Consider the following 15,050-nt stretch of genomic DNA (forward strand, 5'->3'; position numbering starts at 1 on the left):
AACCGGGGCCACCGATCAGGCACGCCAGCACGATCAGCGGCGGCAGGCGAAACACGAGGGCGCGCAGCAGGTTCATGGCATCAGCTCCGATTCGGTTGGGCGCAGGGACGGAAGTGCCGAGTCTGAACCTTCATGGCAGGCATTCCATCCTCAAATCTGGGGATGCCCAGGTCCTGTACGAACTGCGAATCGGCGCCGCTGTACACCTGCTGCCAGCTCGCGCCCACTTTTTCCTCGAGCCGGTAACCAGTGGCGCTGCTCATTGCAGTCCACTTCACCGTGTAGGGCGTGCTCGCGCCGACCGGGTTGGGCGCCCAGGCCAGCCCCGTGGGTGCGCGCAGCACGTAGGCGCTGGCCTGCGGCCCGGGTTCACTGCAGCCGTTGGCGTTGCAGGCGCGCAGCGCGTAGGCGTACACCCCGCCGGTGCGCGCGCTGACGGGCGTCCAGTTCGTCGTGCCGGCCGCAGGCGCGGGCGTGGCGGGCGCCAGCGCGCCGCCGTTGACCGACTCCAGCAGCACCATGCTGGTGCTGCCGCTCGGGATCGACCACGACACGGTATACGTGCCCGTGGTGCTGATGGCCGGGTTGATCGTCGGCGCCGAGGGCACCGTAGCTCCGCCGCCTCCCACCCGCGCCAGCAGCGAGCCGTTCAGATACACGTAGTCGGTGAACTCACCGTTGGCCGACTGCTCGGCCAGCAGCTGGCCGGCCTTGCTGTACACCTGATAGGTGTTGGCGTTTCCCGTGCGGGTGATGCGCACGCGCCGGCCGAGGCCGTCATACAGGTAGTTTTCGTTGCCCTGGTCACCGCTGGTGGCGATCACGCGGTCGGCGTCGTCAATCGTGAAGCTGCGGCCCGCCCGCGATGTCACGTTGCCGCGCGTGTCGTAGCCGTAGCCGATTTCCTGCGCGCCGGTGAGCGCATCGAGCCGATTGGTGGTGGGGTTGATGGTGTAGTTCGTCTGCGCGCCGCCAAGGACTGCCTTGCGCAGGTTGTCCACGCCGTCGTACTCGAAGCGGGCCAGGCCCCAGCGCGTAGGATCGGACGTGACAGTTTCCAGGCGATCGAGCGAGTCGTAGGTCATGCTGCGCGTGTCGAGCCCGGCTTGCGCATGATCGACGATGTCGGTGACATTGCCGTTGGCATCGTAGGCGTATTCAAAATCGATGACACCCGCATCGGTGCTGCGCTGGGGCAGTTTGCGGTCGTTTTGCGTCAACTGGTGCGTGCGATTATTGCCATAGGTGAAGGTGTTCATCGCGCCATTGGGCCAGTACGTCACGTTGCTCGCGTAGCTGCCCGCCTTGCTCGGCCGGCCCAGCGCATCGGGGGCGAAGTCCACCGCCGTCATGTCCGGATACAGCAGGCCGCTGAGGTGGCCGTTGGTGCTGTAGGTCCAGTCCAGCTGGAAGGTCTTGCCGTCGAGGGCGAGCGTTTCCTTCGTGATCTGGCGACGCCCGTTGTAGTCGTAGCTCCAGACAACCGGACCTTGGGTGACGCTTCTCAACGTGCCATCGGCGTACCAGTCCTGACTGATCGTCGCGGTGCCGCTCGGGAAGGTGGTCGTGAGCAGGCGGTTCAACGCATCGTACCCATATTCGACGACCTGGCTGGCGGCGCCGCTTTCTATACAGTTGCCAGAGCCGCCCTTGCCACGCCATTCCAGGTTCCCGGCCAGATCGTAACCGAACACGCTGGTGCCCGATTCGGGTTCGGTCACGCTGCACAGGCGCTGCTGGTCGTTGTAGGTGTAGCTGCGACTGGCGCTGTGGGAATGACCGCCGCCGCTGCGGGTGATGCTCAGGATCTTGCCGAAGGAGTCGCGAGCAATCGAGGTCAGCTGATCGGTTTTGCCGACAAGCTCGCGGCGGATCTCCACGGGCGTGTCATAGCCTGGCGTTTCGAACGATGCGAACGTGGTGTACGTCTTGTGGCCGCGCGCGTCCGTCGTGGTGCGCTTGTGCGCACTTGCATAGGTCGATACGGTGGTGAGCAAGCCACGCTCGGAATCCTGCCCGGTGGCGACCACCCGGCCCAGGGCATCGTAGCTCGTCGAGCGGCCCGCATTGGCGACGGCGGTGGCCGACGGATAGGACGCAAAGGTTTCCCGGCCGGCATGATCGAACCGGCGCCGGACGTAGATCTGCGACGCCCCGATGCCGGATACGTCGGTCCTGGACAGGCGGGGGCGCCACAGTCCATCGAACCCCGTGGTTTCCGTGGCCAGGCCCGTCGTGCGCGTGCTCTGCCAATACGTGCAGCTCCCCATGCCCGCCGTGCAGGGGAAGTCGCCGCCGCCGCTCAACTGCTCATAGGTGAAACTGGTCGAGTTCCATGCCGGGTCATTCCCCGCAACCGGATAGCTGATCTTCTTCAGGCGGCCGGCCGGGTAATACTCGTAGCTCGTGGTATTGTTCAGAGGATCGGTCATCGAGGTGATCTGGCCCCAGTCATCGACCGTTGCCGACATCGTGGTCGTGTCGTCGGCAAAGATGATCGAGCGCGGGATGCCGCGCCAGTAGCTGGCAAACTTCGTCTCGTGCTTTTTGCCATCGGTCTGCGATTTCAGTGTGCCGTCGGCATACCAGATATTGCTCTGCACCAGCTCGCCGAACTCCCGGGCTTCGAGCAGGTCGGCGGTGGTCGAGTCATAGGTGTTGGTGTTGAGCGTGTATTGCTGAAGTCCGTGAGTCTCCTTCAGCGATGCGATTTGGCCGAGCACCCAACGCGTCGTGTTGTCGTGGTACGCGATCTCGCGCTCCTTGCTGCCTGCCGAACCGGACACGGTTTCGTGCACGACGCGCGCCCACGCATCGAAATCGTCCTTGCTGAGGCTGCTGCGCGAAAACGGGGTTCCATCCTGCTTGATCGTCCGCGATTTCACAGGTGCGATGCGCGCGTGAATCTGATCGGGGGTACCCAACGCCGCGCCCCATTGCGCGGGATAGTTCGCGCCGCCCCGATCGCTCGACGAACCGTAGGCGAGCGTTTCCTTGCGCAGGCCATCGGTGCCATCGGGCGCGCCCGCGTAGGTCGTCGTGGTGTACAGGCGGCCTTCGTCGACGTTGTAGATGTTGCCAAAACCGTGCTGCACGCTCGAGCCATCAGGCTGCGTGATCGTGGTCGTGCGCGTTGCCGAGCCGGCCGGCGTGCCCGGGGTGATGTTGTATTGCCAGGTGATCGGCGCGGCAATGCCGGCACCCCGCACGACCTTGCGCGTCAGGCTGAATGCATCGTAGTGGGGCGGCGGTTGGCGATCGCCATCCGAGCATCTGACGCCAATCCCATTGGTGAAAGCACGGAAGAAACGCTTGTTCTCGAATTCGAACTTCGCCTGTGCGCCAGCCGGATGCGTGACGGTCAGGGAAAAAGCGTCGAGCGTGGGGGCCGGTGGAACGCACCAACCGTTGTCGACATCATAGGTGTACAGCAGATTGCCGCCGGGCACATATCGCCACGCCGAGTGGTCGGGTAACTCCACACCTTGGAGTGTGCCGCGTTCAATCTCCGGCCGGCTCGCCGCGTTGGGATAGTAGGAATAATTCCAGATACGTCCGTGCGCAGTCGCGGTTTTCAGGCGCCAACGCTGCTTGCCATCGGGGTAACTGCCACCGACCGGTATGATCGCTTCGTAACCCAGGACGATCGTACGGGTTTCGCCGCTTGCAGACGTACCCCGGATCGCCTCCAGTCGCGGCTGGAAGGCCGGCGTATCGGCCCGGAACGACCAGTCGTATTCGACCTTGTTACCGTGGCGGTCCTCTATCTTGCTGGCCAGCAGGTACACCTCGATACGGTCATAACTTGCAGTCCAGCCATCAGAAGTCGGCAGCTCGACTGAACCGGCGTTGCGGCGGGCTTCCACGTCGAAGGTCCAGACCGTGCCGTCGGCGGAATGCATCACGAACCCTTCGCGAGGTTCGGTTGATCCCGGGTTCTTGACGTTGGCGACACAGGTGAACTGATCGAGATCGGCTGTGACGTAGACATAGGCGCCGATCGGCACTGGCGTCGTGATCGCCGGATCGCGCACCAGCATGGTGCGATCACCCTTGCCGGGAACGTGGACGCGATTGCCCGACCAGGCACGTTTCAGGGGATAGTCGGACTTGGGCAGGAAATTGCTGCTGCAACGCCGACCATTGAAGGCAGGGTTGTTCTGGTCCTCGGTCCAGGGGTAGCGCTTGTCGAACACGCCCGCGATATAGGGCACGTCCAATGTCCAGTTTCCGATGCCGCCGAGGTCCTCCATGCCGATCGAACTGCTGGAGCGCTGTTTGCCGGCCACGTTGAACGTGCGGCCCAGCCGGACCGGCAAGGCGTCGCTGCCGGGAATGTCGATGTCGGTGACGGAAAACGATGTCCGCCCATCGAACAGCGAGACCTGCTCGCCGAACGCGTCGGCACCCATTGGTGAAATTTCCGAGGTCTTGACGCGCTCGGCCCACGCGCCCCAGGGAAAGAACGATTCGGTTGGTGTGCCGGCGCTCAATCGATCAGGCGGGTTGCGCGCAAGATCGGCGTCGGTCAGCACGCCGCTCGTCTGCGCCGTGGCGATCGAAACCGTGGTGCCCAGCGCGAGAAGCAGCAGCCCCCCCCCGCAATCCGTTGATCTTCGGTACCGTCATCTCGCGTGCTCCTTCGCATTCCATGAAGGCGCGACTGTACCTTCTTGAACAAAGGTCAATCCGCGAGTTCAGTCGCAGTTTCGTCGGCCGACTGCAGGTACGCGCGGCCCGCCATGCAGCGCGCATGCAAACCGAGCGGGAACATGGGCGTGCTTGGCGCAAGCGTTCGTGGGCCGTCCGGTCGAAGGCTGCGCTGAAATACCGGTCACAGGGCGAGCCAGTCCGGAGTGCACCTCGAGCCGGACGCGGGTCACAGCCGTGGCCGCGGCCTGCGCGACTGGGCACGCATGCGAATGGTCCCGCCTGGCTTGCGCGCCATGACAGAATCGACACCCGCCATCTGCTTCCACCCCTGCAGCGAGCCGCGTTCACCATGCATGCCCACCAACGTGCCTTTCTCGACCTTGCCCTCGCCCGCGAAGCGCTGCGTTTTGGCGAGTTCACCCTCAAATCCGGACGCGTGAGTCCGTATTTCTTCAATGCCGGCCTGTTCGATTCGGGCGCGGCGCTGGCAACGCTCGGCGCGGCCTATGCCCAGACCGCGGTCGCATCCGGGATTGCGTTCGACATGCTGTTCGGGCCGGCCTACAAGGGCATCGTGCTCGCTGCGGTCACTGCCACCGCACTGGCGCAGCAGCATGGCCGCGACCTGCCCTTCGCCTACAACCGCAAGGAGGCCAAGGATCACGGCGAAGGCGGCAGCCTGGTCGGGGCGCCGCTCAAGGGGCGCGTGCTGATCGTCGATGACGTGATCACCGCGGGCACCGCGATTCGCCAGTCGCTCGCGCTGATTCGCGACGCCGGCGCCACCCCCGTGGGCGTACTGGTCGCGCTTGACCGCGAGGAACGCGGCCAGGGCGAGCTGTCGGCCACGCAGGAACTCAGCCGCGAACAGAGCATCCCGACCGTGGCGATCGCCCGCCTGGGCGATCTGCTCGGCTGGGTCGCCGACAAGCCCGAACTCGCCCTCCACCACGAGCGCCTCGCGGCCTACCGCGCGCGCTACGGATGTTGACGCGGCGCGTACCCGCAGCGGGCGCGGCTCGCCTATACTCGGCGCCGAACAGGAGGCCGGTCATGCGTGCAGCGGTTGTCGTCGGTCTGATCGTGGCATTGGCCGCGCCGCCGGTGTTGGCGGCGGGGACTGGCGCCACCAAATACAAATGGCGCGATGGTACCGGCGCCCTGCATTACAGCGATTCACTGCCGCCCGAGGCGGTGAAATTCGGCTACGAAGTGGTCAACGGGCAGGGACTCGTGATCAGGCGGGTCGAACGCGCCAAGACCGCCGACGAAATCGCCGCCGCCAAGGTCCAGGCCGCGAAGGACAAGGCCGAGCGCGCGATCGCCGAGCAACGCGAACGCGACGACGCGCAGCTGATGTCGATGTATGAGGACGAAGCCGCGCTCAAGGCCGCCCACCAGCAGCAACTGGATTCGATCGATCAGGAAATCAAGGCGGCGCAGTTCAGCCTGCGCGGTCAGGAACAGGCGCTCGCGGACCTGCTCGACCGTGCCGCCGCCGCCGAGCGCAGTGGCAAGAACCTGCCTGATGCACAAACCCAGCGCATTGCCGAGCTGCGCGCACAGATCGAAACCCATCAAGAAGCCGTCGAGCGGCGCCAAGCCGACCGTGAGTCCACGCAGGCGAGGCTCGAAGCCGAGGTGCTGCACTTCCGCGAACTCAAGGCCAAGCGCGACGCGGCCCACTCCTCACCCTGAAGGCGCGGCCGCGACGACTCAGAACGGCAACTTCAGGGTGTCGTCGGTCGCCAGAATCTGTTTGCGGAATATGGCCTGGATGCGCGCCAGGGCCGCGGCATCGTCGGCGTCGAACCGCAGCACGAGCACCGGCGTCGTGTTCGATGCACGCACCAGACCCCAGCCATCGGGCCAGTCGGCGCGCACACCGTCGATCGTGGTCAGGCGCGCGCCGTCGAAGATCGCGTTGTCCTTGAAGGCTTCCATGAACTTGTAATGCTCGCCTTCGCGCATCTCGATCTTGAGTTCGGGCGTGGAAACACCCTTGGGCAGGGTCGCGAAGATTTCGGCAGGCGCGCGTTCCTCGAGATCGCCAGCAAGGATTTCGAGCAGTCGCGCCGCCGAGTAGATGCCGTCGTCGAAGCCGTACCAACGCTCGCCGAAGAAGAAGTGACCACTCATTTCGCCGGCCATCGCCGCATCGGTCTCGCGCATCTTGGCCTTGATCAGCGAATGGCCGGTGCGCCACATGAGCGGGCTGCCGCCATGCTGAAGGATCAGCGGTTGCAGGTGGCCCGTGCACTTGACGTCGTAGATGATCGTCGCGCCCGGGTTGCGCTGCAGGATGTCCATCGCAAACAGCATGAGCAGGCGGTCTGGATAGATGATCTCGCCCGCCGCGGTGACCACGCCGAGGCGGTCGCCGTCGCCATCGAAGGCCAGACCGATGTCGGCACCGACCTGCTTCACCGAAAGAATCAGATCCTGCAGGTTGTGCGGGTCGGACGGATCGGGATGATGATTCGGGAACGTGCCATCGACCTCGCAGTACAGCGGCGTGACTTCGGCGCCGATCGCCTCGAGCACCTGTGGCGCGATCGCGCCGGCAATGCCGTTGCCGCAATCGACCACCACCTTCATGCGCCGGCCGAGCTGCACGTCGTCGGCGATACGCTGGGTGTAATCGCCACTGATGTCGATCGTCTGCACGCTGCCGTCACCGCCGACGAAGGCCTGCTCGACAATGCGCTTGTACAGGCCCTGGATCGCGTCTTCGGCAAGCGTCTCGCCGCCGAGCACGATCTTGAATCCGTTGTAGTCGGGCGGATTGTGACTGCCGGTGAGCGAGACGCAGGAGCCGGTGCGCAGATGGAAGGCACCAAAATAGGTGAGCGGCGTCGGCGCCGCGCCGATGTCGAACACGCGCAGCCCACAGGTCTTCAAACCGTCGATCAAACCCTTGGACAGATCCGGTCCCGACAGCCGCCCGTCGCGGCCGACCACGATCTCCTCGAGCCCGCGCTCGCGCGCCTCGCTGCCGATCGCGCGGCCGATCAGGCGGGCGATATCGACGCTCAGCGACTTGCCGACCACGCCACGGATGTCGTAGGCGCGGAAGATGCTGCGGTCGATCTGCACCGGGCCCGACGGCGCCTTGGCGGCGGCGGTTGCAGGCGCAGCCACCGCGGTTTTCGCGGCGCCCGCCGCCGCGGCCGCCTCCTCGCGCAGGACCTCGGTCATCGTCAGCTGGCTGCCTTCTTCCCTGGGGCGACGCTGCAGTGATTCCAGCGCCTGACGCATGCCCACCTTGCGCACCCACAGCGCCGCCAGACCCGCCGCGGTTGCGACCAGGCCGATGAACAAGAGCAGGAACGGCGCGCGCGGTAGCAAGAGAAAGCGCTCGGCATCGGCCTTGCCGATGCGCAGGCGCGTGCCTGCGATCACTTCACCGACATCGGTCGATGTATAGGCCGAGACGTCACCGATGGTGGCGATCAGTGCGTCGCCGCGTCCATCGCCCTGGCGCAGATCGAGCCGCACGTCGTGCACGCGCGTGCGGCGAAAGGTATCGAGGATCGGCGCAAACGGCTGTTCGACGACCGCGAAGGCGACCACCTTGCCGTCGACCTGCGCCGGCATCGCAATCATCAATTGTTCGCTGCCGTCGTGCTCGCGGCGCATCTCGGCGAGCGGCTGGGCCGGGTTGATCTTGGCCTGCATCAGCGCGGCGGCCTTGGCATAGCCGAGCGCGCGCAGATCGCCCGAAAGCACCTCGTCGAGGTTGGAGCTGTAGAGTTCCGCATCGGTGGCTGCAGGCAGCAGGCGCCGCAACGCCGCGGCCGCGGCCTCTCGACCATCGGCTTGCTGCAGCGCTTGCTGGATCTCGGGATTGGCCAGGGCCTGCGCGATCGCATCCTGATCGCTGCGCACCTGGGCCGCGATCTGCGCCGCGACCTGCGCGCGCGCCACATCGGCCTGGGCCGAGCCGCGCTGCACCGACCAGATCAACCACGCCTGCCACAGCGCGATTGCACCGACCACGAGCAGGATGGCCGCCAACGCAAATGACAGGATCGGCGGCAAGGCCACCCGGACCTTTCTGAGCCGCTCGGAAGATGCTGCGTTTGCGTCCCCGCCCATGCCTGCCGCTCCCCTCGTTCGAAGCATCGCGCCCGCCCGCCTCAATGCCGGCCGGAACTGCCGAAGCCGCCTTCGCCGCGCTCGCTCGGCGCGAACTCGGCCACCGTCTCGAACACCGCGCGCACGATCGGTACGATCACCAGCTGCGCGATGCGTTCCCCCGGGGTGATGGTAAATGCCTGCCCCGAGCGGTTCCAGCACGAAATCATCAAGGGCCCCTGATAGTCGGCATCGATCAGCCCGACCAGATTGCCGAGCACGATGCCGTGCTTGTGGCCCAGCCCCGAGCGCGGCAGCACCAGCGCGCACAGCTGCGGATCGTCCAAATGAATGGCAATACCGCTGGGAATCAGTGCACTGGCGCCGGCCGCCAGTTCCAGCGGCGCTTCGAGCATCGCGCGCAGGTCCACGCCCGCCGAGGCTTCGGTTGCCGGCGCCGGCAGCGGATATTCGCTGCCCAGCCGCGGATCGAGGATTTTCATCGCCACCCGCGTCATGCCGCGGCTCCGCGCGCCGCGCGCAGGTGGGCGATGTGTGCCACTAGGTCGCGCGCCAAGGTGAGCTTGCTCGCGGTCGCCAATTCCTGCCGCCCGCCGGGCCAGATCAGCAGCAGCGCGTTGTCGTCGCGCTCGAATCCGCAACCCTCGCCCACCTGGTTGGCGGCGATCAGATCGAGATTCTTGCGCTCAAGCTTGGCCCGTGCATACGCCTCGACGTCGTGGGTCTCGGCGGCGAAGCCGACCACGAACGGACGCTGCGGCAAGTCCGCAACCTCGGCGAGGATGTCGGGGTTCTGCACGAGATCGAGCGTCAGGCCGCTGTTGCGATCGGTCTTTTTGAGCTTCTGGCTGGCCACCGACGCGGGCCGGAAGTCGCCGACCGCAGCCGTCGAGATGAAAACGTCGGCGCCGGCTGCGCGCGCGAGCACGGCCGCGTGCATCTGCTGTGCGCTGCGCACATCGACACGCTCGATGCCTGCGGGCGTGGACAGGTTGACCGGCCCCGCCACCAGGGTGACCTGCGCACCGGCATCGCGCGCCGCGGCGGCAATCGCAAAGCCCATCCGCCCGGAACTGCGGTTGCCGATGAAACGCACTGGATCGATGTCCTCGAAGGTCGGTCCGGCCGTCACCAGCACACGCGTGCCGGCGAGCACGCGCGGCGCGCGCGTAGCCGCCAGCGCCTCGACGATCTCCCCCGGTTCGAGCAGCCGGCCGCTGCCGACATCGCCGCAGGCCTGTTCGCCCACGCCGGGCCCGAACACGCGCACCCCGCGCGCGCGCAGGGTGACGAGGTTGGCCTGGGTCGCCGCGTGCGCCCACATCTGCTGGTTCATCGCCGGCGCGATCGACAGCGGCGCCGCACAAGCCAGACACAGCGTGGTCAGCAGCTCATCGGCCTGACCTTGCGCGAGCCGGGCGATCAGATCGGCCGAGGCCGGCGCGATCAGGACTTCATCGGCCCAGCGCGCGAGCTCGATGTGGCCCATCGCCGCTTCTGCCGACTCGTCCCACAGGCTCGTGCGCACGGGATTGCCCGACAGCGCCTGAAACGTCAGCGGCGTGACGAAGCGCGCCGCGTTCTCGGTCAGCACGACGCGCACCTGCGCACCCGCGTCGCGCAGACGCCGCACGAGCTCGGCGCCCTTGTAGGCGGCGATGCCACCGGAAACGCCGAGCAGGACGCGCAGGCCGGCCAGAGCATGACTCATGTAGGAAACCACGTACATCAAATGGAGCGGCTAGCTTACTGAAATTCGCGCCGCGCGCCGCTGGCGAGCGTCACTGCTTCGCCCGAACATGCTGCGCGCAGCGGGCATATCGACATGTCCGCACCCGATTTCCGCGAGGCGAAGACGATGAGCATCCGCGAATGGCCCAGCCAGGAACGTCCACGGGAAAAACTGCTCGCACGCGGGCCGGGCGTGCTCTCCGATGCCGAACTGCTGGCTGTGTTCCTCGGCTCGGGGCGCCGCGGCAAGACCGCGGTCGACCTCGGGCGCGACTTGCTCGCCCGCGCCGGCAGCCTCAAGACCCTGCTCGATGCTCCGCAGGGTGAGCCGGGCATCGGCAGCGTGGCCTGGTGCCGGCTGTGCGCCGCGCTCGAACTGGGCAAACGCTATCTCGACGCCGAACTGCGCAGCAGCACCGCGCTCACCAGTCCGACCGACAGTGCGCGCTATCTCAAGTCGCGGCTGGCCGGCTATCCCTACGAGGTGTTCGCCTGCCTGTTCCTCGACAATCGCCATCGCGTGATCGCCTTCGAGGAGCTGTTCCGCGGTTCGATCGACGGTGCCGCGGTGCATCCGCGTGAAGTCGTGCGGCGTTGCCTGGCCCACAACGCCGCCGCGGTCATCGCCGCGCACAACCACCCGTCCGGCGTCGCCGAGCCGAGCAGCGCCGATCGCCAGATCACCACGCGCCTGCGCGACAGCCTCGCCCTCGTCGATGTGCGGCTGCTCGACCATTTCGTGATCGGCCACGGCGAGCCGACCTCGCTGGCCCAGCGCGGCTGGGTCTGAGGCCGCATCAAGCGCCACGCAGCGTCAGCCGCGAGGCTTGCGCAAGGGCCGCGTTCTGCCTGGCGGGCGCACAACACCCGCGCGGCCGAGCGCCTATACTCGGCGCCACTTGGGGGAGACAGGGCGCGGCCGTTGATTCTGGGATTTGCCAGCGAGTTTCCGCCCGACCAGACCGAGCACGAGCTGCCCGACGTGGCCAGCGCGCGCGCGCGCCTGGGTGCCAAGGCGCAGCCGCTGGATGATGTTTTCGAGCATCTGCGCGAAGCGCTGGCGGGCCTGCTGCGCGACCCTGCCGACCGCGCCCTGTTCGCACGTGCCGCCGACGCCGCCCTGCTCGGCTACGCGCGGCTTGCGCTGCGCCACGGCAGCCTCGGCAGCGACTTTCATCCCTATCACAACGAAACCCACGTGCTCGACCTGTGTGGCCCGCGGCTCGATCGCCTGCTGCAGACAATCGGTCCGAATGCACTCCAATTGCCGCAGTGGCTGAGCCTGCTGCTGTTTGCTGCCTGCCATGACCTGCGCCAGCGTCAGGCGCCGCACCCGATCGACGGCGTCGGCGCCAACGAGCGCGCGAGCTGGGAGGAAAGCCAACGGATCCTCACATCATGCGGCCTCGACGAACAACGGGACGCGGCGCTCTGGATCGCTTTGGAACTCGCCATTGCGGGCAGCACCTTCGACGCACGGCCTCTGGCGACGCAAGGTGCGCTCAACGCCGCCGACCTCGTGCACAGCGGCGGCGCGCTCGCAGCCCGCCTCGACCATGTCCTCGACCGGCGCCACCCCGCGTGGCGCAGCGATCCCCAGCTCGTGGCCGCCTGGAAGCTCGCCCTGATTGCGGCCGACCTCGATACCGCCAACGTCAGCGAGACGTTCGATCGCTTCGCCGCCAGCGGTGAAAACCTGTGCCGCGAACGCGAACTGCTCGCCGGCCGATCGCTTGCCGCTGACGAGAGCGCGCAACCGGTGCTTGCCTTCCTCGGCGACGGCCAGAGCCGTTTCTTCTTCGAGTTGCATCGCTTCAATTCCGAAGCCGGCATGGCCGCGTTCGGTGCCGGAAAGCAGGCCAATGCGCCGCGCCTCAAGGCTTTGATCATGGGCACGCGCGCACGCATTGCGCTTGGCGGCGTACCCCGCAGCGGCGACGACGTGATTGCCGCGTACCGGCAAACGCTCGCACGGATCGAATGAAGGCGCTGGTTCTGCGCGGCGATTGTTTCGCGCAAGCCTTACAATGGCCGGTCCCGTTTCTGCGATGTTCCGGCTTTGAAAGACTCCCTGCATTCCCTGCTTCGCCACGCCATCGATGCCTTGCTCGCAGCCGGCAGTCTGCCCGCGGGCGACCTTCCCGCGTTCGTGATCGAGCGCACCCGCAATCGCGAGCACGGTGATTTCGCCACCAATGCCGCCCTGCTGCTCGCCAGGACTGCCGGGCGCAAGCCGCGCGAGCTGGCTGCCGATCTGGTCGCCGCGCTGCCAACCGACCCGGGTCTCGCCAAGGTCGAGATCGCCGGCCCCGGCTTCATCAACTTCTTCCTCAGCCCGGCGGCCTATCACGCCCAGGTGCGCGAAGTGTTTGCACGCGGCGACAGCTATGGCCATGGCGGCGCCGGCGCCGGCCGCACTGCGGGCGTCGAATTCGTCTCGGCCAACCCGACCGGCCCGTTGCACGTCGGCCACGGCCGCGCGGCTGCGATCGGTGACTGCATCGCGCGCCTGCTTGCCGCCAACGGCTGGAACGTCAAGCGCGAGTTCTATTACAACGATGCCGGCGCGCAGATCAACAACCTCGCCATTTCGGTGCAGGCGCGCGCCCGCGGTCAGGGCCCCGACGACGTCGGCTGGCCAGCCGACGGCTATCGCGGCGACTACATCATCGATGTCGCCCGTGCCTATCTCGACGGCGCCAGCGTCGAGGTCGATGGCCGGCTGATCGTCGCGGCGCGCGCAGTCGATGACTTGGACGCGATCCGCCGCTTCGCGGTGGCTTGGCTGCGCCGCGAGCAGAACGACGACCTCGCCGCGTTCGGCGTTGGCTTCGATGTCTACTTTCTCGAGAGCTCGCTCTACGCCGACGGCAAGGTCGAGGAAACCGTGCGCGAGCTCATCGCCCACGGCCACACCTACGAGGAAGGCGGCGCCCTGTGGCTGCGCACCACCGATTTCGGTGATGACAAGGACCGCGTGATGCGCAAGTCCGACGGCAGCTACACCTATTTCGTGCCCGATGTCGCCTATCACCGCAGCAAGTGGCAACGCGGCTACCTGCGCGCGATCACCGAGCTGGGTTCGGACCACCACGGCTCGCTTGCGCGCGTGAAGGCCGGATTGCAGGCGCTCGATTGCGGCATTCCGCAAGGCTGGCCCGAATACGTGCTGCACCAGATGGTGACCGTGATGCGCGGCGGCGAGGAAGTGAAACTGTCCAAGCGCGCCGGCAGCTACGTGACCCTGCGCGACCTCATTGACGAAGTCGGCCGCGATGCCACCCGCTGGTTTCTCGTCGCACGCAAGTCCGACTCGCAACTGGTGTTCGACATCGACCTCGCACGCGCGCAGACCAACGACAATCCGGTCTACTACGTGCAATACGCACATGCGCGCATTGCCAGCGTGATGCGTCAGCTGGGCGAGCGCGGCCTGGCCTGGGACCGCGAGCATGGCCTCGCGCAACTGGCGCGGCTCGACAGCGCCGCCGAACAGGCCGTGTTGGTCGAACTGTCGCGCATGGCCGAAGTCGTCGAGGCCGCAGGCGCAAGCCTGGAGCCGCATTTGCTGGCGAACTGGCTGCGCGAGTTGGCCGCAGCCTTCCATGGCTGGTACAACAGCTGCCAGTTCCTCGTCGAGGATGCAGCCCTGCGCAACGCGCGCCTCACGCTCGCTGCGGCGGTGCGCCAGGCGCTTGCCAATGGTTTGGATCTGTTGGGCGTGACCGCGCCGGAGAGCATGTAATGGCATCGAAGAAGAATGGTCGCCAGGCCACCCGTGGCGGCGCGCAGACACCGGGCTGGATCTGGCTGCTGGGCGGCGTCTTGATCGGTGCGCTGCTGATGGCGCTGGTCGCAGGCAAGGGCTGGCTGCCGCTGCTGCGCAAGAGCGATTTGCCGCAACCCAATCCACAGGCCACCGCGCCACGCGAGACCGAAGCGCCCGTCGCCGAGGCCAAGCCGAAGAAGAACTACGACTTCTATCAGGTGTTGCCCGAGGCCGAAGTCGTGATTCCCGACGCGGAACTCTCGGCCAAGGCACGCGCCGAACAACAGGCACGCACAAATGCAGCGCCGATAGCGCCGGCGCTGCCACCGGGCGCGGCACCCAATCCCACCGCGGGCGGTCGCTACGTGCTGCAAACCGGCTCGTATCCCGATGCCAAGGGCGCCGAGGAAGCCAAGGCGCGCCTCGCCTTGGTCGGTTTCAGCGCGCAGGTGCTGCCGGTGACGATCAACGGCAAGACCTGGAACCGGGTGCGCGTGGGCCCCTACGCCACCGCGAGCGAGCTGGAAACCGCCAAGCGCGCGCTCGCCGATAACGGCGTCAATGCGATCGCGCTCAAGGAACAAGCCTCACCGTGAGTCAATGCGGCGCCCGAGCGCCCCTCCAACGACACGATCAGGCTGAACCGATATGGGTATGCCAATAACAACCCGTACAAGAACACTGACACAGACGGGCGACTCTGCATGCCGGCTTTATCTGATTCATGCACGTACGCCCGAAGCGCGCGAGGGCTTGCGCTGCGATGCCTGCGTGATCGGGCACCAACATTCGCCGATCT

General features: G+C 66.6%; 10 protein-coding genes. 6 read left to right on the top strand and 4 right to left on the bottom strand.

Features of this window, described 5'->3' with window-relative positions:
* Positions 1-80 precede the first annotated feature (80 nt).
* On the bottom strand, positions 81-4,535 hold the full coding sequence (locus tag KF759_RS00005) for a hypothetical protein (RefSeq protein ID WP_291222056.1): 4,455 nt from the start codon (positions 4,533-4,535) through the stop codon (positions 81-83).
* 467 nt (positions 4,536-5,002) lie between these two features.
* Between KF759_RS00005 and pyrE the strand changes: the two genes are divergently transcribed.
* Both pyrE and KF759_RS00015 read left to right on the top strand, forming a co-directional pair.
* The gene (pyrE, locus tag KF759_RS00010) at positions 5,003-5,644 is read left to right on the top strand and encodes an orotate phosphoribosyltransferase (RefSeq protein ID WP_291222058.1); all 642 of its coding nucleotides are present in this window, start codon (positions 5,003-5,005) and stop codon (positions 5,642-5,644) included.
* Between the two features lie 62 nt (positions 5,645-5,706).
* Positions 5,707-6,351: a DUF4124 domain-containing protein gene (locus tag KF759_RS00015; protein WP_291222059.1), complete on the top strand. Its 645-nt coding sequence runs from the start codon at positions 5,707-5,709 to the stop codon at positions 6,349-6,351.
* An 18-nt stretch (positions 6,352-6,369) separates the two neighbouring features.
* Here the strand turns inward: KF759_RS00015 and KF759_RS00020 are convergent, their stop codons facing one another.
* From KF759_RS00020 to coaBC, 3 genes are all read right to left on the bottom strand, one after another.
* Positions 6,370-8,700 (bottom strand): phosphomannomutase/phosphoglucomutase, encoded by a 2,331-nt coding sequence (locus KF759_RS00020; protein WP_345777410.1) that lies wholly within the window; start codon positions 8,698-8,700, stop codon positions 6,370-6,372.
* Between the two features lie 92 nt (positions 8,701-8,792).
* Positions 8,793-9,248, bottom strand: a complete 456-nt coding sequence (dut, locus tag KF759_RS00025) for a dUTP diphosphatase (RefSeq protein WP_291222063.1) — start codon at positions 9,246-9,248, stop codon at positions 8,793-8,795.
* Positions 9,245-10,462 carry a bifunctional phosphopantothenoylcysteine decarboxylase/phosphopantothenate--cysteine ligase CoaBC gene (gene coaBC / locus KF759_RS00030; RefSeq protein ID WP_291222065.1) on the bottom strand — a complete coding sequence of 406 codons (1,218 nt, stop codon included), beginning with the start codon at positions 10,460-10,462 and terminating at the stop codon, positions 9,245-9,247. Before coaBC ends, dut begins: the two co-directional genes overlap by 4 nt.
* 147 nt (positions 10,463-10,609) lie before the next feature.
* On the opposite strand from coaBC, the gene radC reads away from it, so the two are divergent.
* From radC to KF759_RS00050, 4 genes are all read left to right on the top strand, one after another.
* Positions 10,610-11,272, top strand: coding sequence for a DNA repair protein RadC (gene radC, locus KF759_RS00035; RefSeq protein WP_291222466.1), 663 nt, complete (start codon positions 10,610-10,612; stop codon positions 11,270-11,272).
* A gap of 132 nt (positions 11,273-11,404) precedes the next feature.
* Positions 11,405-12,466, top strand: coding sequence for a hypothetical protein (locus tag KF759_RS00040; RefSeq protein WP_291222067.1), 1,062 nt, complete (start codon positions 11,405-11,407; stop codon positions 12,464-12,466).
* A gap of 75 nt (positions 12,467-12,541) precedes the next feature.
* Entirely contained in the window at positions 12,542-14,227 is a 1,686-nt protein-coding gene (gene argS / locus KF759_RS00045; protein WP_291222068.1) for an arginine--tRNA ligase, read from the top strand.
* The gene (locus KF759_RS00050; RefSeq protein ID WP_291222070.1) at positions 14,227-14,847 is read left to right on the top strand and encodes an SPOR domain-containing protein; all 621 of its coding nucleotides are present in this window, start codon (positions 14,227-14,229) and stop codon (positions 14,845-14,847) included. The genes argS and KF759_RS00050 overlap by 1 nt, the downstream gene beginning before the upstream one ends.
* Positions 14,848-15,050 lie beyond the last annotated feature (203 nt).

Source organism: Dokdonella sp. (assembly GCF_019634815.1).
Classification (GTDB): Bacteria; Pseudomonadota; Gammaproteobacteria; order Xanthomonadales; family Rhodanobacteraceae; genus Dokdonella_A.